The sequence below is a fragment of the Blautia obeum ATCC 29174 genome (genome assembly GCF_025147765.1).
Taxonomy (GTDB): Bacteria; Bacillota; Clostridia; order Lachnospirales; family Lachnospiraceae; genus Blautia_A; species Blautia_A obeum.
Window position 1 is genome coordinate 645,562 of the sequence record NZ_CP102265.1, and the last position, 20,818, is coordinate 666,379.

The 20,818-nt window shown below is 44.0% G+C and carries 18 protein-coding genes and 7 tRNA genes; 15 read left to right on the forward strand and 10 right to left on the reverse strand.

Annotated elements, in window-relative coordinates:
• The first annotated feature begins 97 nt into the window (after nucleotides 1-97).
• The 7 genes from NQ503_RS03050 (at nucleotide 98) to NQ503_RS03080 (ending at nucleotide 8,842) form a co-directional block, all read left to right on the forward strand.
• Nucleotides 98-1,135, forward strand: coding sequence for an ABC transporter substrate-binding protein (locus NQ503_RS03050; RefSeq protein WP_005424296.1), 1,038 nt, complete (start codon nucleotides 98-100; stop codon nucleotides 1,133-1,135).
• Nucleotides 1,136-1,300: 165 nt separating this feature from the next.
• The gene (locus NQ503_RS03055) at nucleotides 1,301-2,830 is read left to right on the forward strand and encodes a sugar ABC transporter ATP-binding protein (protein WP_005424298.1); all 1,530 of its coding nucleotides are present in this window, start codon (nucleotides 1,301-1,303) and stop codon (nucleotides 2,828-2,830) included.
• A complete protein-coding gene (locus tag NQ503_RS03060) occupies nucleotides 2,823-3,881 on the forward strand; it encodes an ABC transporter permease (RefSeq protein WP_005424299.1) in 1,059 nt (352 codons plus the stop codon). Before NQ503_RS03055 ends, NQ503_RS03060 begins: the two co-directional genes overlap by 8 nt.
• Entirely contained in the window at nucleotides 3,881-4,891 is a 1,011-nt protein-coding gene (locus NQ503_RS03065; RefSeq protein ID WP_005424300.1) for an ABC transporter permease subunit, read from the forward strand. The genes NQ503_RS03060 and NQ503_RS03065 overlap by 1 nt, the downstream gene beginning before the upstream one ends.
• A 30-nt stretch (nucleotides 4,892-4,921) precedes the next feature.
• Complete coding sequence (gene araA, locus NQ503_RS03070; protein ID WP_005424302.1) at nucleotides 4,922-6,421, forward strand: L-arabinose isomerase; 1,500 nt, start codon at nucleotides 4,922-4,924, stop codon at nucleotides 6,419-6,421.
• 40 nt (nucleotides 6,422-6,461) lie between these two features.
• On the forward strand, nucleotides 6,462-8,066 hold the full coding sequence (locus NQ503_RS03075; protein ID WP_044925457.1) for a xylulokinase: 1,605 nt from the start codon (nucleotides 6,462-6,464) through the stop codon (nucleotides 8,064-8,066).
• An 80-nt stretch (nucleotides 8,067-8,146) separates the two neighbouring features.
• Nucleotides 8,147-8,842 (forward strand): L-ribulose-5-phosphate 4-epimerase, encoded by a 696-nt coding sequence (locus NQ503_RS03080; RefSeq protein ID WP_005424304.1) that lies wholly within the window; start codon nucleotides 8,147-8,149, stop codon nucleotides 8,840-8,842.
• Nucleotides 8,843-9,467: 625 nt separating this feature from the next.
• On the opposite strand, the gene NQ503_RS03085 is transcribed toward NQ503_RS03080, so the two are convergent.
• Together NQ503_RS03085 and uraA are read right to left on the reverse strand one after the other, a co-directional pair.
• Nucleotides 9,468-11,612, reverse strand: coding sequence for a glycogen debranching protein (locus NQ503_RS03085; protein ID WP_005424306.1), 2,145 nt, complete (start codon nucleotides 11,610-11,612; stop codon nucleotides 9,468-9,470).
• 69 nt (nucleotides 11,613-11,681) lie between these two features.
• The gene (uraA, locus tag NQ503_RS03090) at nucleotides 11,682-12,932 is read right to left on the reverse strand and encodes a uracil permease (protein WP_044925460.1); all 1,251 of its coding nucleotides are present in this window, start codon (nucleotides 12,930-12,932) and stop codon (nucleotides 11,682-11,684) included.
• 521 nt (nucleotides 12,933-13,453) lie between these two features.
• Between uraA and NQ503_RS03095 the strand changes: the two genes are divergently transcribed.
• The 6 genes from NQ503_RS03095 to NQ503_RS03120 all read left to right on the forward strand — a co-directional run bounded on the left by NQ503_RS03095 (nucleotide 13,454) and on the right by NQ503_RS03120 (nucleotide 16,949).
• Nucleotides 13,454-13,642 (forward strand): hypothetical protein, encoded by a 189-nt coding sequence (locus NQ503_RS03095; RefSeq protein WP_022388458.1) that lies wholly within the window; start codon nucleotides 13,454-13,456, stop codon nucleotides 13,640-13,642.
• A 166-nt stretch (nucleotides 13,643-13,808) separates the two neighbouring features.
• Nucleotides 13,809-14,123 carry a rhodanese-like domain-containing protein gene (locus NQ503_RS03100; RefSeq protein ID WP_022388459.1) on the forward strand — a complete coding sequence of 105 codons (315 nt, stop codon included), beginning with the start codon at nucleotides 13,809-13,811 and terminating at the stop codon, nucleotides 14,121-14,123.
• 75 nt (nucleotides 14,124-14,198) lie between these two features.
• Nucleotides 14,199-14,744, forward strand: a complete 546-nt coding sequence (yfcE, locus tag NQ503_RS03105) for a phosphodiesterase (RefSeq protein ID WP_022388460.1) — start codon at nucleotides 14,199-14,201, stop codon at nucleotides 14,742-14,744.
• Complete coding sequence (locus tag NQ503_RS03110) at nucleotides 14,741-15,892, forward strand: THUMP domain-containing class I SAM-dependent RNA methyltransferase (RefSeq protein ID WP_117739118.1); 1,152 nt, start codon at nucleotides 14,741-14,743, stop codon at nucleotides 15,890-15,892. Before yfcE ends, NQ503_RS03110 begins: the two co-directional genes overlap by 4 nt.
• Nucleotides 15,893-15,927: 35 nt before the next feature.
• Complete coding sequence (locus tag NQ503_RS03115) at nucleotides 15,928-16,473, forward strand: XTP/dITP diphosphatase (protein ID WP_005424313.1); 546 nt, start codon at nucleotides 15,928-15,930, stop codon at nucleotides 16,471-16,473.
• On the forward strand, nucleotides 16,470-16,949 hold the full coding sequence (locus tag NQ503_RS03120) for a metallophosphoesterase family protein (RefSeq protein ID WP_005424314.1): 480 nt from the start codon (nucleotides 16,470-16,472) through the stop codon (nucleotides 16,947-16,949). The genes NQ503_RS03115 and NQ503_RS03120 overlap by 4 nt, the downstream gene beginning before the upstream one ends.
• A gap of 232 nt (nucleotides 16,950-17,181) precedes the next feature.
• Here the strand turns inward: NQ503_RS03120 and NQ503_RS03125 are convergent.
• The 7 genes from NQ503_RS03125 to NQ503_RS03155 form a co-directional block, all read right to left on the reverse strand.
• Nucleotides 17,182-17,262: transfer RNA gene (locus tag NQ503_RS03125), tRNA-Leu, on the reverse strand.
• Nucleotides 17,263-17,448: 186 nt separating this feature from the next.
• Nucleotides 17,449-17,521, reverse strand: a tRNA-Lys gene (locus NQ503_RS03130).
• 10 nt (nucleotides 17,522-17,531) lie between these two features.
• Nucleotides 17,532-17,603: transfer RNA gene (locus NQ503_RS03135), tRNA-Gln, on the reverse strand.
• An 8-nt stretch (nucleotides 17,604-17,611) separates the two neighbouring features.
• Nucleotides 17,612-17,685 (reverse strand) — tRNA-His (locus tag NQ503_RS03140).
• A gap of 5 nt (nucleotides 17,686-17,690) precedes the next feature.
• A tRNA-Arg gene (locus tag NQ503_RS03145) sits at nucleotides 17,691-17,764 on the reverse strand.
• Nucleotides 17,765-17,786: 22 nt separating this feature from the next.
• Nucleotides 17,787-17,857, reverse strand: a tRNA-Gly gene (locus NQ503_RS03150).
• A 29-nt stretch (nucleotides 17,858-17,886) separates the two neighbouring features.
• A tRNA-Pro gene (locus NQ503_RS03155) sits at nucleotides 17,887-17,961 on the reverse strand.
• A 335-nt stretch (nucleotides 17,962-18,296) separates the two neighbouring features.
• Between NQ503_RS03155 and NQ503_RS03160 the strand changes: the two genes are divergently transcribed.
• Together NQ503_RS03160 and NQ503_RS03165 are read left to right on the forward strand one after the other, a co-directional pair.
• Nucleotides 18,297-19,031 carry a hypothetical protein gene (locus tag NQ503_RS03160; RefSeq protein ID WP_005424316.1) on the forward strand — a complete coding sequence of 245 codons (735 nt, stop codon included), beginning with the start codon at nucleotides 18,297-18,299 and terminating at the stop codon, nucleotides 19,029-19,031.
• 98 nt (nucleotides 19,032-19,129) lie between these two features.
• Nucleotides 19,130-19,504 (forward strand): metal-dependent transcriptional regulator, encoded by a 375-nt coding sequence (locus tag NQ503_RS03165; RefSeq protein ID WP_005424317.1) that lies wholly within the window; start codon nucleotides 19,130-19,132, stop codon nucleotides 19,502-19,504.
• A 188-nt stretch (nucleotides 19,505-19,692) separates the two neighbouring features.
• Here the strand turns inward: NQ503_RS03165 and NQ503_RS03170 are convergent, their stop codons facing one another.
• Complete coding sequence (locus tag NQ503_RS03170; protein ID WP_044925483.1) at nucleotides 19,693-20,592, reverse strand: DMT family transporter; 900 nt, start codon at nucleotides 20,590-20,592, stop codon at nucleotides 19,693-19,695.
• Between the last annotated feature and the right edge of the window lie 226 nt (nucleotides 20,593-20,818).

Sequence of the window (20,818 nt, forward strand, 5' to 3'; positions counted from 1 at the left end):
CTTTTTTCCGAAAATAATCCATGGAGTTTTCGTAACAAATTGCTATAATAAAATCATATTAAAAAACACGAAACAAATGTAAAGGGAGGATTACAAAATGAAGAAAAAAATGGTGACAGCGCTCTTGGCAGTATCTATGTTGGCAGGACTTTCCGCAGTGAATGTTATGGCAGCGGACGACGACACAATTACAGTTGGTTTCTCACAGGTAGGTGCAGAATCTGACTGGCGTACTGCAAACACAGAATCCATGAAATCTACTTTCTCAGAGGATAACGGATATGAACTGATCTTTGACGATGCTCAGCAGAAACAGGAAAATCAGCTGACAGCAATCCGTAACTTCATCCAGCAGGAAGTTGACTATATCGTACTCGCACCTGTAACTGAGACAGGTTGGGATACAGTACTTCAGGAAGCAAAAGATGCAGGAATCCCGGTTATTATCGTTGACCGTATGGTAGATGTATCTGACGACAGCCTCTACACTGCATGGGTAGGATCCAACTTCAAACTTGAAGGTCAGAAAGCTATGGCATGGCTGGATGCATATCTCGAAGCAAAAGGCCGTGGCGATGAAGAAATCAACCTTGTTGATATTCAGGGAACCATCGGAGCATCTGCTCAGATCGGACGTACAGAAGGATTTGATGAAGCTGTAGAAGCTCATGACAACTGGACAACACTTGCTCAGCAGTCCGGTGAATTTACACAGGCTAAAGGACAGGAAGTTATGGAATCTATCCTGAAACAGAGCGGTGATGATATCGACGTTGTATACTGCGAGAATGATAACGAAGCATTTGGTGCAATCGATGCGATCAAAGCAGCAGGATATGAAGTTGGCGGCGAAGAAGGCCAGATTCTTGTAATGTCCTTCGATACAACAAACGCAGGTCTTACACAGACACTTTCCGGCGAAATTACATGTGATACAGAGTGTAACCCACTTCACGGACCACGTGTAGAAGAGATCATCCAGAAACTGGAAGCCGGCGAAGATGTTGATAAACAGGCATTTGTTGATGAAGTTGCATTTGCATCTGATGATACAGTAACTAAAGTAACAATTGATGGAACAGATTATGATATCACTCCAATTACTCAGGAAATCATCGACGGACGTGCATACTAATCTTTGAGACATAAAACTGCAAACTGAAAGAGATTTATAAGTAATGAGCCCGGGGCGTGGAACAGGATCCAGATGGTATGGATTTTATGGGCCACGCCCCTTTTGCGCTCAAAAAAGGGAAAATAAAGGAAAAAATGGAATAAAACAGGGAATGGAGGAAAGAAAATGGAACAAAACGTTGTTTTGGAAATGTGTGATATAAGTAAAAATTTCACCGGTGTCCGTGCCCTTTCCCATGTGGATTTTACACTTCGCAAAGGTGAGATCCATGCACTGATGGGAGAAAACGGAGCCGGAAAATCAACACTGATCAAAGTTCTGACCGGTGTACATGAATTCGAAAGCGGTTCCATTCATATGAATGGTGAAAATAAAGATATTATCAATCATTCTCCGCAGGAGGCACAGGCAAATGGAATCAGCACGGTTTACCAGGAAGTAAACCTCTGTCCGAACCTGACTGTTGCGGAAAACCTGTTTATTGGTCGTGAGCCGCGAAACAAGGTTGGAATGATCAACTGGAAAGAAATGAATGCACGTTCTGCAAAGCTTCTGGAAAGCCTGAACATTAATGTTCCGCCGACACAGATGCTGGATGAATGTTCTGTAGCGATCCAGCAGATGATCGCGATCGCACGTGCTGTGGATATGAAATGTAAGGTTCTGATCCTGGATGAGCCGACTTCCTCTTTGGATGATGAAGAAGTTGAGAAACTGTTTGTTCTGATGCGCAGACTTCGTGAGGAAGGTGTTGGAATCATCTTCGTAACACATTTCCTGGAGCAGGTATATGCAGTGTGTGACCGGATCACGGTTCTTCGAAATGGTGAGCTGGTTGGAGAATATGAGACCAAAGATCTTCCAAGAGTTATGCTGGTTGCCAAGATGATGGGGAAAGATTTTGATGATCTTGCAGACATCAAAGGCGATCGTAAAGATAAAAAAGTATTCTCCGAAACTCCGGTCATTGAGGCTGAGGGTATTGGACATAAGGGAACGATCCGGCCATTTGATCTTAAGATCAATAAAGGAGAGGTTATCGGTCTTACCGGTCTTCTGGGATCCGGACGTTCTGAACTGGTACGTTCCATTTACGGAGCTGACAAAGCTGACAGTGGTACATTGAAGGTAAATGGAAAAGAAGTAAAGATCAACAGTCCACTGGATGCCATGAAGCTTGGTATGGCATATCTTCCGGAAGATCGTAAGGCAGAAGGTATCATTGCTGATCTTTCCGTAAGAGAAAACATTATCATTGCAATGCAGGCAAAGAAAGGCATGTTCCATCCGATGAGCCGTAAAGAGATGGAAGAGGCGGCAGATAAATATATTGATATGCTGCAGATCAAGACTGCAAGCCGTGAAACTCCGATTAAAAGTCTTTCCGGTGGTAACCAGCAGAAGGTTATCCTTGGCCGCTGGCTTCTGACAAATCCGGAATATCTGATTTTGGATGAGCCGACCAGAGGTATCGATATCGGTACCAAGACGGAGATCCAGAAGATCGTTCTTGATCTTGCAGATCAGGGAATGGCAGTAACCTTTATTTCTTCAGAGGTTGAAGAGATGCTTCGTACCTGCTCCAGAATGGCAGTCCTTCGTGACGGAGAAAAGGTAGGAGAACTGGAAGAGAGCGAGCTTTCACAGAGCAATATTATGAAAGCGATTGCAGGAGGTGACGATAAGAATGAATAAAAGTAAATTAAAAAAGATCACGAGTGCACGACTCTTTCTTCCTATCGTGTGTCTGATCGCGGTCCTTCTGATCAATGTGATCAAGACTCCGGACTTCTTTAATATTACGATTCGAAATGGTGTCCTTTATGGATATGTTATTGATGTTATCAACCGTGCATCTGAACTGGTAATCCTTGCAGTTGGTATGACACTTGTTACAGCAGCATCCGGTGGACAGGATATCAGTGTTGGTGCAGTTATGGCGGTTGCAGCAGCTGTATGCTGTCAGATCTTATCTGGTGGTGCATCTTCCGTAACTGAATATCAGAGTTCTCTGATCATTGCAGTTATTGCAGCACTTCTTGCAGCAGCACTCTGCGGAGCATTTAACGGATTTCTGGTAGCGAAGCTGAATATCCAGCCGATGGTAGCAACGTTGATCCTTTATACTGCAGGACGAGGTATCGCACAGCTTGTTACAAATGGACAGATCACTTACATCCGTGTTCCATCTTTCCAGATGGCAGGTGGATATATCGGTAAATCTCCGGTTCCGACGCCTGTTCTTTTCGCAATCGTAACCGTAGTTATCGTAGCTTTGATTTTGAAAAAGACAGCTCTTGGACTTTATATTGAGAGTGTTGGTATCAATGGTAAAGCAGCACGACTGGTAGGTCTGAACTCTACCATGATTAAGTTCCTGACTTACGTGATCTGCGGTGTTCTTGCAGGAATCGCCGGACTGGTAGCATCCAGCCGTATCTATTCCGCAGATGCGAACAACATTGGTCTGAACCTTGAGATGGATGCCATCCTGGCAGTTGCACTTGGCGGTAACTTCCTTGGCGGTGGTAAATTCAGCCTGATCGGTTCTGTAATCGGAGCTTATACAATCCAGGCACTGACAACAACTCTGTATGCGATGAATGTAAAAGCCGATCAGCTTCCTGTTTATAAGGCAATCGTTGTTATCATCATTGTAACCTTACAGAGTGATGTATTTAAGAAATTCGTTGCAAATCACAGAAGCAAAAAAGTTTCCGTTGCAGCAGAGGGAGGTCAGAAATAATGAAACAGAAAAAGAAAATGACAAGTACCGGATTTCTGCTGTTGATCACGATCGTTCTGTTCTTCGTTATGTATGCAGCAGGTATGGTGATCTTTGCAGATAAAGGTTTTGCCAAACCGCAGATGTTTCTGAATCTTTTTGTATCAAATGCAGGTCTTCTCGTTATTTCCTGTGGTCTGACGATCGTTATGATCACCGGTGGTATTGATATCTCCGTTGGTTCTGTAACAGCACTTGTCTGCATGGTAATGGCAGACCTTATGGAAAACAAAGGCGTGAGTGCATATGTGGCAGTTCTTGCAGCACTTCTGATCGGCCTTGCTTTTGGTATCGTACAGGGATTCCTGGTAACTTACATGGGAATCCAGCCATTTATCGTAACACTTGCCGGCATGTTCTTCGGACGTGGTATGACAGCAATCATCAGTACAGACATGATCTCCATCAAAAACGAAGTATTCCTGAAATGGGCAAACTACCGTTTCTACATGCCATTTGGTTCTACAAACAAAAAAGGTAAATTTATCCCGGCATACATTCCGCCGACAGTAGTGATCGCAATTATCGTAGTTCTCATTATTGCAGTGCTTCTGAAATATTTCAAATTCGGCCGTAAACTGTATGCGATCGGTGGAAACAGACAGAGCGCCCTGATGATGGGTCTTGATGTCAAAAAGACAATGTTCCGTGCCTATGTACTGGATGGCTTTCTTGCAGGACTTGGCGGATTCCTTTTCTGCCTCAACAGCTGCGCCGGTTTCGTAGAGCAGGCAAAAGGTCTTGAGATGGATGCAATTTCTTCAGCCGTTATCGGTGGAACACTTCTTTCCGGTGGTGTTGGTACCCCGATCGGTTCCTTGTTTGGTGTGCTGATCAAAGGAACGATTTCCAGTCTGATCACAGCACAGGGTACTTTATCAAGCTGGTGGGTACGAATCGTACTTTCCGCACTGCTTTGCTTCTTCATCGTGATCCAGTCTGTACTGGCATCTGCAAAGAAGAAAAAATGATCAAAGAAAAATATATGGAGGTTTTTTGTTATGGTTACAGGTAGAAATTATAAGTTCTGGTTTTGCACAGGCTCACAGGATCTTTATGGAGATGAATGCTTAAGAAAAGTTGCAGAACACTCAAGAATTATTGTTGAGGAACTGAACAAATCAGGCGTTCTTCCTTTTGAACTGGTGTGGAAACCAACATTGATCACAAATGAGCTGATCCGTAAGACTTTTAATGAGGCTAATGCAGACGATGAATGTGCAGGTGTGATCACTTGGATGCATACATTTTCTCCTGCAAAATCCTGGATCCTTGGACTGAAGGAATACAGAAAACCATTGTGCCATCTGCATACACAGTTTAACCAGGAAATACCATATGACACAATTGATATGGATTTCATGAATGAAAACCAGTCTGCTCATGGTGGAAGAGAGTATGGTCATATCGTTACCCGCATGGGAATCGAGAGAAAAGTTATCGTCGGACACTGGGCTGATAAGAAGGTTCAGGAGAGACTGGCATCTTGGATGCGTACCGCAGTCGGCATCATGGAAAGTAGCCATATTCGTGTCTGCCGAGTTGCTGATAACATGAGAAATGTAGCTGTTACCGAGGGCGATAAAGTAGAGGCACAGATCAAATTCGGATGGGAAGTGGATGCTTATCCGGTCAATGAAGTATGCGATTATGTGAAGGATGTTTCAAAAGGAGATATTGATGTTTTAGTCGAAGAATATTATAATAAATATGACATTCTTTTTGAGGGCAGAGACCCGGAAGAATTCAAACGTCATGTAGCAGTACAGGCAGCAATTGAAATCGGATTTGAGAGATTCCTGGAGGAGAAAAACTACCAGGCAGTTGTTACTCATTTCGGTGATCTTGGTGGTTTACAGCAGCTTCCGGGACTGGCAATGCAGCGTCTGATGGAGAAGGGATATGGTTTCGGCGCTGAGGGTGACTGGAAGACAGCAGCAATGGTCCGTCTGATGAAGATTATGACTGCAGGGGTGAAGGATGCGAAGGGAACTTCTTTCATGGAGGATTATACATACAATCTTGTTCCGGGTAAGGAAGGCATTCTTCAGTCACATATGTTGGAAGTATGCCCGACGATCGCTGACGGTAAGATTGGCATCAAAGTATGCCCGCTTTCCATGGGTGACAGAGAGGATCCGGCAAGACTTGTATTTACATCCAAGACTGGTCCGGCAGTAGCTACTTCTCTGGTAGATCTGGGAGATCGTTTCCGTCTGATCATTAATGATGTTGATTGCAAGAAGGTTGAAAAACCGATGCCGAAACTTCCGGTAGGAAGCGCGTTCTGGACTCCGCAGCCGGATCTGGCAACAGGAGCAGAGGCATGGATCCTTGCAGGTGGTGCTCATCATACTGCATTTTCCTATGATCTGACTGCTGAACAGATGGGTGACTGGGCAGCAGCAATGGGAATCGAAGCTGTCTACATTGACAAAGATACAACCATCCGCAACTTTAAGAATGAACTGAGATGGAATGAGGTCGCGTTCAGAAAATAAAAGGCGGATGTGGCAAACACAGAAGTCGGGAGGATTTACAATGAGTGTAAACGAAGCAAAGACAGCTATTTTAAACAACAAAACAGCACTTGGAATAGAGTTTGGATCTACCAGAATCAAAGCAGTTCTGGTAGATGACAAATATGATCCGATCGCATCCGGAAGTTATGAGTGGGAAAACCGTTACGAAAACGGTGTGTGGACTTACTCTCTGGATGACATTCATAAGGGATTACAGGGAAGTTACAGCGACCTGGTGAAGGACGTACAGGAGAAATACGGTGTGGAGCTTACCAGTGTCGGTGCGCTTGGAATCAGTGCCATGATGCATGGTTACATGCCATTTGATAAAGATGGAAAACTTCTGGTTCCGTTCCGTACCTGGAGAAATAATATTACAGGTGAAGCATCTGAGAAACTGATGGAACTTTTCCAGTATAACATTCCACAGAGATGGAGCATCGCACATCTGTATCAGGCAATCCTGAACGGAGAAGAGCATGTAAAAGATATTGATTATATGTGTACTCTGGAAGCTTATGTACATCGCATGCTGACAGGAAAGCGTGTTCTTGGTATCGGTGATGCAGCAGGAATGTTCCCTGTTGATTCGGAGAAAAAAGATTACAACCAGGAAATGGTTGAGAAATTTGATAAACTGGTAGAGCCTTATGGATTCCCATGGAAGCTCCGTGATATCATGCCGGAAGTCATGGTGGCAGGACAGGATGCCGGTACTCTGACAGAAGAGGGAGCGAAGTTCCTTGATCCGACAGGCAAATTCAAAGCAGGTATTCCGATGTGCCCGCCGGAAGGTGATGCAGGAACCGGTATGGTAGCAACCAACAGCGTGAAACAGCGCACAGGAAATGTATCCGCAGGTACTTCTGTATTTGCGATGATCGTCCTAGAAAAAGCACTTTCCAAACCATACAAAGAGATTGATATGGTAACGACACCGGCTGGCGATGCGGTTGCCATGGCGCATTCCAACAACTGTACTTCTGATCTGAATGCATGGGTGAATGTATTTAAGGAATTTGCAGAGGCAATGGGAATGGAAGTGGATATGAACAAATTGTTCGGAACTCTTTACAATAAAGCACTGGAAGGTGATCCGGACTGTGGCGGACTTCTGTCCTACTGCTATTTCTCCGGAGAGCATATGACGGGATTTGAAGAAGGCCGTCCGTTATTTGTCCGTTCCCCTGAGAGCAAATTTACACTTGCAAACTTTATGAGAACTAATCTTTACACCTGCCTTGGAGCTATGCGCGTAGGATTAAATATCCTGATTGATCAGGAGCATGTCAAGATTGACAGACTTCTGGGTCACGGCGGACTGTTCAAGACCAAGGGTGTCGGACAGCAGATCCTTGCGGATGCAGTGAATGCACCGGTATCTGTTATGTCAACTGCAGGTGAAGGTGGTGCATGGGGTATTGCGCTTCTTGCTGCTTATCTTGTTGATAAGAAAGACGGAGAGACTCTGGATGAGTTCCTGGATAACTGTGTATTTGCCGGAAATGAGGGAAGTACGCTTGATCCGGAGCCGGAAGGAGTCAAAGGATTTAATGAATTTATGGACAGATATCTGAAGGGTCTGCCGATCGAGAGAGCGGCCGTAGAGTCAAAGATCTGGTAAGAATGATAAGACCGCAGGGTACTGTGAATGGCACAGTGCCCTTGTGTTGTATAAAAAGAACTGCGTAAAGGAGAAAAAGTATGCTTGAAAAATTAAAAGAAGAGGTATATAGAGCAAATATGGACCTGCCGAAGTACGGGCTGGTAACATTTACCTGGGGAAATGTCAGTGGCATTGACCGTGAAAAAGGTCTGTTTGTTATTAAACCAAGTGGTGTGGAATACGATAAGCTGAGACCGGAAGATATGGTAGTTGTAGATCTTGAAGGAAATAAAGTAGAAGGCGAATATAATCCATCTTCTGATACTCCGACACATGTGGTTCTTTATAATGAGTTCCCGAATATCGGAGGAATCGTACATACGCATTCTGAATGGGCAACGAGCTGGGCACAGGCAGGAAGAGCTATCCCATGTTATGGAACAACGCATGCGGATTATATTTATGGAGAAGTTCCATGTGTCCGAAATCTGACAAAAGAAGAGATTGAAGAGGCATATGAGAAAAATACGGGTGTTCTGATCGCAGATTATTTCCGTAAACTGGATTATGAAGCTGTCCCGGCAGTACTTTGCAAGAATCATGGTCCGTTTACCTGGGGTAAAGATGCGCATGAGGCAGTGCACAATGCAGTTGTACTTGAGGAAGTGGCAAAGATGGCATGCCGCTGTGAACTGATCAATCCACAGGTGAAACCGGCGCCACAGGAACTGCAGGATAAGCATTATTACCGGAAACATGGTGCAAATGCTTATTATGGACAGATCAAAAGATGATAAAGGATTCCCGGTGAGGAATTGTGAAAGAGTACTCCGGTGGAGTTAACTTGTGAATTATCCTCTGAATATGGTTCAATTCAAAAATTCTAAAGTATCAGGAAGTACAGGACTTTGCTAAAGGCGATACATAAAATGCTGAACTCGCATCAAAGATGCTCAGACAGCAGCATTTTATGCATCAACGCAAAAACCTGCACATTCCGATACTTGGACGAATTTTTTCAGGCGAACTCATTTCAGAGGATAATTACAGGTTTTCTCCGTCGGAGTTTTTTCAATACCGCACCGGACTTTATCTGGGACAGCGGCGACGCCGGAGGATACGTGGGGATATGACAGCGCGCAGCGCGACCAGGAGCCCACCAATTAAAACAAAAGAATCTCTGGAAATATAAAAGCTCCCTGTCGGGAAACCTCTGCAGGAATTTATAGAAACACTTAGAGGATTCTCTTTCTGTGTTATGGATTGAAAAGTGCATTGTCTGAGCCGTAAGGCGAGTTATACACTTTTTATCCATGGTTTTAACAGAAGGAGAATACTCCTAGTGTTTCTGAATTCCGAAGCTGTTTCCAGACGGGGAGTTTTATATAACAGAGAAATTCATTTTGTTTTAAAGCTCATTTAGTAATCTCTTCCGGTAAACACGGCCACGCTCCTCGGCCGCATCACGAAACTTCTGTCAATCCGGACTTCCTGTCCTTCCGGATAGCAGTAATGCCCGTTTCCATCTCCATACGTATTGACGCTCAAGTGCCATGCGCCTCTTCCGTGAAGATTTGGAAGCGTGATCGTGACGTCTTCCCAGAAAGTATTGACTGCGACATAGATCAGGTCATCTTTTCCTTTTTCTTTATCGTATCCCGCAAAGCTCACACAGAAGGTACGTGCATCTCGTGGAATATCTGTTTCTTCTGCATTCAGATTATGTGTGTGGATAGGATCCATGCCGCAGACGGATGTGGGCAGCTGTTTGTGGATGACCGGATGCTTTTTGCGGAATGCGATCATAAATTTAAAGAATTCAAACAGATCTTTGTTCTTTTCGAGCATACGCCAGTCCAGCCAGGAAGTAATGTTGTCCTGGCAGTAGCTGTTGTTGTTTCCGAATTTGGTATTCCCAAATTCATCACCGGCAAGAAACATTGGTGTACCGCGGCTGCACATAAGGACAGCACAGGCATTCCGGATCATACGGCGGCGAAGTGAGAGGACTTCCGGATCATCGGTCTCACCTTCGGCACCACAGTTCCAGCTGCGGTTGTCATTGGCCCCGTCTGTGTTATTCCAGCCGTTTGCTTCGTTATGTTTGTCATTGTACGCATATAGATCGTACAGTGTAAAGCCGTCATGACAGGTCAGAAAATTCACGCAGGAATTGTAACCGGCATAGTTGCTGTGGGTATTGTCGTAATAGCCACCATAGAGATCACCGGAGCCGGAGATACTCCAGGCTGCATCCCATGCATTCCAGGAATCCCCTTTCAGATAACTGCGGAGAGAGTCACGGTATCTGCCGTTCCATTCTGCCCAGCGGCCGCTTGCAGGGAAGCTTCCTACCTGATAAAGACCGCCGGCATCCCATGCTTCAGCAATCAGTTTTACGTTGCTTAAGATTGAATCATCGGCAAGAGTACGGAGCAGAGGCGGATTATTCATAGGAGAGCCATCTTCATTTCGGCCAAGGATACTTGCCAGATCGAAGCGGAATCCGTCTACGCGGTAATTGATCGTCCAGTAGCGCAGACATTCGAGAATCAGCTGCTGAACGACAGGGTGATTACAGTTCAGGGTGTTTCCGCAGCCGCTGAAGTTGTAGTAATTGCCATCAGGAGTCAGCATATAGTAAATATTGTTGTCAAAGCCTTTGAAACTGAATGTGTTTCCTTTTTCGTTTCCTTCAGCGGTGTGATTGAAAACAACATCCAGGATTACTTCAATCCCATTGTCATGAAGTGCTTTGATCAGTGTCTTCAATTCCGTACCTTCCAGGTTATGTTCATTTGCAGCGGCATAGCTGCTGTTCGGAGCAAAAAATCCGACAGTGTTGTATCCCCAGCATTCGAGAAGTTGTTTGCCATCTACGGTACGGGAATTCATGGTCTCATCAAATTCGAAGATAGGCATCAGCTCCACTGCATTGATTCCCAGTTCTTTCAGATAAGGGATTTTTTCCATAAGTCCGGAAAAAGTTCCTCGATGCTGAACACCGGAAGAAGGATGATGAGTAAAATCACGTACATGCAGTTCGTAGATGATCAGGTCACAGAGCTCTTTTTTTGACTGTGGCATATCGCCCCAGTCGAAACGGTCTTTGACGACACGTGCATGATACGTATGGTCCCAGCGGATTCCCCAGGTACGCTGACCAGCAACTGCTTTGGCATATGGATCGAGCAGAATTTTATTTTTGTCAAAGAGCAGTCCTTTTTCCGGACAGTATGGTCCGTCTACACGGTAGGCATATTCAAATTCATCAATGTTCAGTCCATATACGATCATGGAATAAACATCACCGATCTTGTAAGCTTCCGGAAAAGGAAGTACAGCAAAAGGTTCTTCCTGTGCACGGTGGAACAGAAGCAGTTCACAGGAGGTTCCTCCGCATGTGTGAATGGTAAAATTAACACCATTCTGCAAAGGAGTAGCCCCGTTCAGATCGTAAATTCCCGGACGGACCGGAAAACCGGCGATTTCTGCCATAGGGGAAGATTCATAAGGATGGTCAGATACAAATTTCTGATGATAGGATTTCATTTTTTTCTCCATTTCTGAAGCTCCCGGCCTGATGTACAGACCGGGAGCTTGTTTTGTATAGATTCTTGTGTCGGAAAATTTTTATAAATCGTTTGTCAGATGCAGCTTATCAAGAATATAGAAGATAAGGCTTAAAGCCATGGCTACTACACAGGCAAGGACCATTCCGGTGAGTTTGACGTTGCCAAGATTCAGGGCGATTCCGGAAAGGCCTACGATAAAGACTACAGAAGTCAGGGCCAGGTTACGGGATTTGCTGTAATCCACCTGATTGTCTACGAGCATACGAAGACCGGAAGTTCCGATCATACCGTACAGCAGGAAGGAGATTCCACCGATAACCGGTCCCGGAATCGTGTTGATCAGGGCAGCAAGTTTGCCGAGGAAAGAGCAGCAGATAGAAAGAACTGCAGCACCACCAATGACCTGAACGCTGTAAACTTTTGTCATAGCCATAACACCGATGTTTTCACCATAAGTTGTAGTCGGCACAGAACCAAGACATCCGGATACGGTAGTTGAGAAGAAATCTGCAAAAAGGGAACGATGAAGTCCGGGATCTTTCAGCAGATCTTTGCCTACGATCTTACTTGTCACGATCTGATGGCCGATGTGCTCGGAAGTAACAAGAAGCAGTGCCGGAAGAATGGTCAGGATTGCCTCCAGATTAAATTTCGGTGCCTGAAAATTCGGAAGTGCAAAAAAAGCAGCTTCTTTTACAGCAGTAAAATCAAGAATTCCGCAGGCAGCTGCGGCTGCATATCCGGCAATGATCGCGATCAGGATTGGAATAACGGATAAAAATCCACGGAACAGGATCTGGCCAAATACAGCAACACCGAGTGTGACCAGAAATACGATCACATTTTTCATATCGATCTGTTCGTCCAGAAGTCCGGCAGTGCTTGCTGCGCTTCCGGCAAGCTCCAGTCCGATCAGTGCAACTACCGGTCCCATGGCTGCGGTTGGAAGGACAATGTCAATCCAGTTAGTTCCACACTGACGGATGATCAGAGCAACGATCATACCGCAGATGCCGAGGACAACAAATCCGCCCAGAGCATACTGGAAACCAAATTTGGAGGCAACCAGGAGTCCAGGTGACAGGAATGCAAAACTGGAACCAAGATAGGCCGGTGCTTTACCTTTGGTGATCAGAATGAACAGAAGTGTTCCGATACCGTTCATCAGAAGAACGATGGCAGGGTTGATACCGAACATAAAAGGAACCAGAACAGAGGCACCGAACATGGCAAACATATGCTGGATGCTTAAAGGTATTAACAGATTAACAGGTACTTTGTCTTCTACTTGGATAATTTTTCTTTCCACGTTACCCTCTCTTTCTTATCTGCATGCGGCAGATAACATTTAACTAAGTGACCGTTTACAAACGGTTACGATTCTGAACAATTATACCATAGAGGAGCTTTCATTACTATTTAAAAATAAATGTGCAGAATGTAAAAATAATATGCAGGAATAAAAAGTGGATGTGAGTGGGGAAGGTGGTTATAATTTGGACAAAAATAGGGTGCATATTGGTGAAATGTTGTTGCTTTTTTCAATATTTTATATTATAATCTTGTTTGTAAAAAGAATTTACCCTTCAAAAATTTTTTTTACATAACCCCTTATTTAATTATTTATACTCCCCTTGAAATACCCGGTAGCTCCCCTATCGGGTATTTCTCTGTTTAAATATGGAAAATCATGGAAGTTTTCTGGCTGTTTTATAAAGAATCCAGGCAGTTATGAATAGTATCCTGTTCTTCTGGTCATAATAATGGATGTAATGAAATTGCTGCAAACAGTAATCTTACATTACAAAACGAACCAGGAGGAATGGACAAATGGCAAAAAATTACGAAAATGAAAACAAAGCAAAAAACTACAGCACAGATAAAACTTCAGACAAAAATGCGATGGACAGCCGAAACAGTTCCAAAAACAGCTCTAAAAATGCTTCCAGAAACAGTTATGGAAACAAAACATCCAATGCATATGACAAAGAGCAGAATGATTATTCTGGCAGATACTAAGGAAGAATAAAACAGGATTTTCCCTTCTCTTGCAAAGAGGCTGGCTATGTGCCGGCCTCTTTTGCTGCCTGCAGATAAGGATGGTATTGCTTGGGAAGATTGAAGAGGCAGATCGTGCACCGAAAAGAAAAGGGAACATATGATAAATAAAAAAGGAAGGTTTGTCATGTTTCCTATTGAAACGATCTCAGCCAGGATGCTTGATTATTATGTGGGGCGAAACGATGCTTTGATCATAGATCTGCGAGAAGAAAAAGCATATGCCGAAAGTCATGTGCGGGGAGCTGTAAATATTCCATATGAAACACTGGAGAACAGAAAAGATCTTCCAATGAATAAGATACTTGTTTTTTACTGTGACAGAGGCGGTGCAAGCATGGCAGCCGCAAGAGAATTTGTCAGACGGGGATACAGGACACGTTCGGTGATCGGTGGGTTTACGGCGTACCGAGGCAGAAATCTTGTGAGTGGAGACAGGTAATGAAATCTTGTAATTTCCCTGTAACCATGATAAGGTAAGAAAGAGAAAATGTTATTATTCAGAGGAGAATTAAGTATGAAATACATGTTTGCATCTGATGTGCACGGCTCGGCATACTATTGCCGGCTGATGCTGGAGAAATATAAAGAAGAGCAGGCAGAACGCCTGGTGCTGCTGGGCGATCTGCTTTATCACGGACCGAGAAATGACCTTCCGAAGGAATATGCACCGAAAGAGGTCATCAAAATGCTGAATGGCATGAAAAATGATATTTACGCAGTAAGAGGTAACTGTGAAGCGGAAGTGGACCAGATGGTTCTGGAATTCCCGGTAATGGCAGATTACTGTATTCTGGCAATTAACGGACTTACTTTTTATGCGACGCATGGACATGTCTATAATGAAAATAATCTTCCACCGTTCCACGAGGGAGACATTCTGATACATGGACATACACATGTGCTGAAAGCAGAACAAAAAGAAGGGTATATCCTTCTGAATCCAGGATCTGTATCTATTCCGAAAGAAGGAAATCCGCCTACATATGCTGTTCTGGAAGACAAAACATTTACGATTAAAGATTTTGATGGAAATATCATCAAGGAAATGAGGCTTGGATGAAATATATGGAATTGATCGCACCGTGTCACTTTGGCATGGAAGCGGTTCTGAAACGCGAGATTCTGGATCTTGGGTATGAGATCAGTAAGGTAGAAGATGGCAAAGTTACGTTTCTGGCAGATGCGGAAGGTATTGCGCAGGCCAATATGTTCCTTCGTACGACAGAGAGGATTCTGCTGAAGACCGGAGAGTTTAAAGCAGTGACATTTGACGAACTTTTTGAAAAAACAAAGGCGATCCCGTGGGAAGAATATATTCCGAAGGATGGCAAGTTCTGGGTAGCAAAAGCCAATTCTGTAAAGAGTGCGCTGTTCAGTCCTTCTGATATTCAGTCCATCATGAAAAAAGCAATCGTAGAACGCCTGAAAAGTGTTTATGGAATTTCCTGGTTTCAGGAGGATGGTGCAAGCTTCCCGATTCGAGTAGCCTTTATGAAGGATGTGGCTACGATCGGGATTGATACATCCGGAGTTTCTCTTCATAAGAGAGGCTATCGTCAGATGACTGTCAAAGCTCCGATCACTGAGACGCTGGCCTCTGCACTGATCATGTTGACGCCATGGAATAAAGACCGCATTCTTGTGGATCCATTCTGCGGAAGTGGTACTTTCCCGATCGAGGCAGCTATGATTGCGGCAGATATGGCTCCTGGCATGAACCGTTCTTTTCTTGCGGAAGACTGGAAACATCTGGTTCCGCGCAAATGCTGGTATGATGCACTGGAGGAAGCGCAGGACCGTGTGAACCTGGATATAGATACAGATATTCAGGGATATGATATTGATCCGGAGGCACTGAAATCTGCCCGTGCCAATGCGAAGATGGCAGGAGTGGATAAGCTGATTCATTTTCAGCAGAGAGCAGTCAAAGATCTCAGTCATCCGAAACCATATGGATTTATCATCACGAACCCGCCATATGGAGAACGTCTGGAAGAAAAAGAAGCACTTCCACAGTTATACAGAGAGATTGGAGAGAGGTATAATCGTCTGGACAAGTGGTCTATGTATCTGATCACATCTTATGACCGTGCGGAAAATGATATTGGACGAAAAGCGGACAAGAATCGCAAGATTTATAATGGTATGTTAAAAACATATTATTATCAGTTCCTGGGTCCGAAACCACCAAGGAGGAAAAAAGATTGAAAAAAGTAATTTTTGCAACCGGTAATCAGGGAAAAATGAAAGAAATCCGTGAAATACTCGGAGATCTGGATATTGAACTTCTTTCCTTAAAAGATGCCGGAATTGATGCGGATATCGTTGAGGATGGTAAAACATTTGAAGAAAATGCCCAGATCAAGGCAAAGACAATCTGTGACCTGACAGGTGAGATCGTGCTGGCAGATGATTCCGGACTTGAGATTGATTATCTGAATAAAGAACCTGGAATCTATTCCGCACGTTATATGGGAGAAGATACTTCCTATCATATTAAGAATGCAAAACTGATCGAGAGACTGGAAGGAGTTCCGGATGAGAAGAGGACTGCAAGGTTTGTGTGTGCGATCGCAGCGGCATTTCCGGATGGAACGATGAAGACTGTGAGAGCAGCGATGGAAGGCAGAATCGGATATAAAGAGAGCGGAGAAAATGGTTTTGGTTATGATCCGATCTTTTATCTTCCGGAATACGGCTGTACTTCTGCCGAACTTTCCATGGAAGAAAAAAATAAGATCAGCCACAGAGGGAAGGCTCTGCGTGCGATCAAGGATGAACTTCGATGAAGGTACTGATCGTCAGTGATACCCATGGGCACGATGAAAATCTGGAAAGAGCGGTGATGATGGAAACGCCGTTTGATATGCTGGTACATTGCGGAGATGTGGAGGGCCGTGAGATTTTTATCGAAGCTCTTGTGGACTGCCCCTGCTGTATTGTTGCCGGCAATAATGATTTTTTCTCAGACCTTCCGAGAGAAGAGGAGATAGAACTTGATGGAAATAAGGTTCTTGTCACGCATGGAAATTATTATGGTGTGTCCATGGATATTTCCGGTGTCGCAGAAGAAGCAAAGTCCAGAGACTGTGATGCTGTGTTCTTTGGACACACGCATAAGCCTGTAATTGAAGAAATAGACGGTGTTCTGGCCATTAACCCGGGAAGTCTGTCCTATCCACGCCAGCACGGCAGAAAGCCAAGCTATGTGATCCTTGAGACTGATAAAGACAGAAAGATGTCTGCCAAGATCAAATATCTGTAAAATGATTTAAACAAGTATGTATAGGGGACTCTAAATTGTTCGGGTTAAGATTCAGGGAAAACAAAATAATAGAATGTCAAAACAGCAGGAAATCTTCTCCATACGAGAGAGAAGTCTCCTGCTGTTATTCTATACATATCCTATTTGAAAACGAAGAAGTCCTTTGCTTCTCAGCCAAGGGTGTGCAGAGGGAATGGTAAGTCCCTTTGCAATCCTTATGATTTAAATAAAATGCGGATGACAGGACTTGAACCTGCACGTCGTAGACACCAGAACCTAAATCTGGCGCGTCTGCCAATTCCGCCACATCCGCATAGAAACAATATATAGATAAACGGAATTGTCAGACGATCGATAAATCGATTAGAGTCTGTCCGATCTTGAACTGACGTTCAAGAACAAAGAATTCCGCCACATCCGCATATTGTTTGATATATTCGTGTGTAACATAAAAGATAAATAAAAACACTATCGAAATGATAGTGTTCTTAAAAATCAATGAGACATCGGGGATTCGAACCCCGGACAACTTGATTAAAAGTCAAGTGCTCTACCAACTGAGCTAATATCCCATATAAAAGACTGGGCTAGCTGGATTCGAACCAGCGAATGCAGCAGTCAAAGTGCTGTGCCTTACCGCTTGGCGATAGCCCAAAGGCGAGGGTGGATACAGGGATTCGAACCCTGGGCCTCCAGAGCCACAATCTGGCGCGCTAACCAACTGCGCTATACCCACCACAGCGTGCCTGAAGGGATTCGAACCCCCGACCCACGGCTTAGAAGGCCGTTGCTCTATCCAGCTGAGCTACAGACACATTCCTCTGTTTGCAACAGAGAAGCGGGTGATGGGAATCGAACCCACGTATCCAGCTTGGAAGGCTGGTGTTCTACCATTGAACTACACCCGCATGTCGCTGAAACGGTATTGTTTACAGCATCGGGGTGACAGGATTCGAACCTGCGGCCTCCTGGTCCCAAACCAGGCGCTCTAGCCAAGCTGAGCCACACCCCGTTAACGGTATTTAATTGTTTGCGTTTGGCTTTGTCGCTCAACGCAAGACATATTATATTATAGTGATATGCAAATGTCAACAACTTTTTTCAACTTTTTTTCGAAAAAAGTTTTAAGACCTAAAAAACATTGATTTTACAGGGGTTTCAGGTGGAAAAAAGTTTTATATTTTATTGCGAAAAGAGTAAAAATTATAGAAAAGAGATAGATTTTCTTGGAAAAAACAGAGAAGGATGTTACAATAAAAAACGGAGAAAAAATGAAAAATAACAGTGTGTTTAAATGATCTTAATAAGATAATGACAGATGAACTGTCGGAATAAAGGAGAACTGTGATGAACGTACAGGAGTTTCAGAATAAACTAAAAGAAGTGCAGGAAATTGCCAGACAACATGGGAATGCGTTAAATGCAGCCGAAATCCGTCAGGTATTTGAAGAGTGTGACCTGGACAAAAGCCAGTTGCTGGGTGTATTAAAATATCTTACTTCTCAGGGAATTCTCATTGAAGGTCTGGAAACGGCAGGAGAAGAAGCAAAGGAGCCTGAACATAAAAAAATTCCTCTTACAGCGGAAGAAGAAGCTTATCTTAAAAATTATCTGGAGGAACTGCCGGTTGTTGATGAGGTGGATGCTGACAGTGTATTTGAAGCTCTGGCAGCCGGTGATCAGAGGGCACTTCAGACACTTACTTCTTATTATATGAAAACGGCGGCAGATATGGCTGTTGAGATGAATATAGAAGAAATGCAGCTGGCTGATCTGATTCAGGAGGCGAATCTGTGCCTGATCCAGGCGCTTGGAACTGCCGGTGATGAATGCAGAGATGAGAAGTGGCTTCTGAGTGAAATGCGCAAAGGAATCCAGCTTGTTTTGGAAGAACAGACACAGAGAAAATTCGAGGATGACAGTCTGGTAGCGCGTGTGGAGAAACTGGAGCATGCAGTGCGTGATCTGAATGATGGAGAAGATGAAAAAAATGCTTTTACCATCGATGAGCTGGCAATCATATTGGATATGAAAGTTGATGAGATTCGGGATATTCTCCGTCTGACGGGCGATGATAATTAAGACATACAGTGGCGCCTAAACAAAGTTAGATAAGAAAAACAATTGTTGAATTCAGGGTAATCCTGTGGTATTATGTACCTAAATGGGAGGTATTTTTTATGCAAATCAGAGAATCGGCAGAGGATTACCTGGAGGCAATCCTTGTTTTATCCAAAAAAGGCGGCGGAGTTCGTTCTGTTGATATTGCGACTATGCTCGGGGTATCCAAGCCAAGTGTCAGCCATGCAATGAAGCTTCTCAGAGAAGACGGTTATATTGCGATGGACCGTTATGGAACGGTGACACTGATGGACAAAGGTGCTGAGATTGCAAACAGAATCTATGAGCGCCATACCGTCCTGACAAAGATGCTGGAAGGCCTTGGAGTATGTGATGAGATTGCCCGGGCAGATGCCTGCAAGATGGAACATGATGTCAGTGATGAGAGTTTTGAGAAGATAAAAGAACATCTGAAAGCAAAAGGCGAGATTTAATTACTGTTCACAGGTAATATCTCGAGACATACGAGATTTAAACAGATTGCAGAGTGAATCAGAGCTTTTGTATTCGTTTAAATAAAATATGAGATAAAAAGGTCGTCACGATCAGAGTTGAATCAGATCAATTCTGACAGTGATGACCTTTTTTGGTATAATTATGCAACGCAGCAAAACCAATTTTATCAGAAAGCAGTTCCTTTTTGTGGCAACTGAGCTAGGATGATCGCACCAAACATCAGCACGCAGCCGAAAATTTCGCGACTACTGAGATTTTGGCCGAGAATCAACCAGCCAGCGATAACAGAGATACAGGATTCCAAGCTGAGAATCAGGGAGGCTACAGTTGGGTTCATATTTTTCTGACCGACGATCTGCAGGGTGTAGGCAACGCCACAGGACATAACTCCGGCATAGAGAACCGGAATTTTTGCGGCGAAAATTCCGGCAAGATCCGGACTTTCAAAGATCAGCGCCGGGATTCCGGAGAGGATTCCACAGACCAGAAACTGGATACAGGACATTTTTACACCATCTACCAGTGGTGAGAAATGGTCGATTGTAAGGATATGTAAGGAAAACAGGAAAGCACAGATCAGTACCAGAAGTTCGCCCTTGCCGATGGCAAATCCCTCTCCTGGAGTCAGACAAAGAAGATAAAGTCCACACAGGGAAAGAATGACAGCAATCCAGATAAACGGGCTGCATTTCTTTTTCAGAAAGATACCGATGATCGGAACAATGACAATGTAACAGGCGGTGATAAAGCCGGCTTTACCAACGCTGGTGTATTTGATGCCAAACTGCTGGAAGTTGCTTGCAAAGCAGAGCAGGATACCACAGCAGATACCGCCGGTGATTAATGTTTTGCGGTCGGAAGATGCTTGAATACGTTTTTTTTCTTCTGGTGCTTTTGTTTTGCCAAGTCCCCAGATGACCGGCAGGAGTGTCAGTGCACCAATAAGATTGCGGACGGCATTGAAAGTAAAGCCGCCGATGTAGTCCATGCTGACACTCTGGGCAACAAAGGCAACACCCCAGATAGTTGCAGTCAGAAGCAGTAAAAGAGAATTCCTGACCGGAATAGATTCTTTTTTCATAATGTTTCTCCTCGTGTGATAAGATAGCGGGTTTCAAATGTATATGCCCATTCATGCGAGCATGAAGCTCATATCCGCTTTAAACCCTTGTATCTTTGTATTATACTGCATAGGTATGCATTGATAAAGAGTGAAAATAAAAAAATAAGGACTCCGCATATGCAGAGTCCCTATGAATAATTTTCAAGTCGAACATCCGTGAGACCTGGCG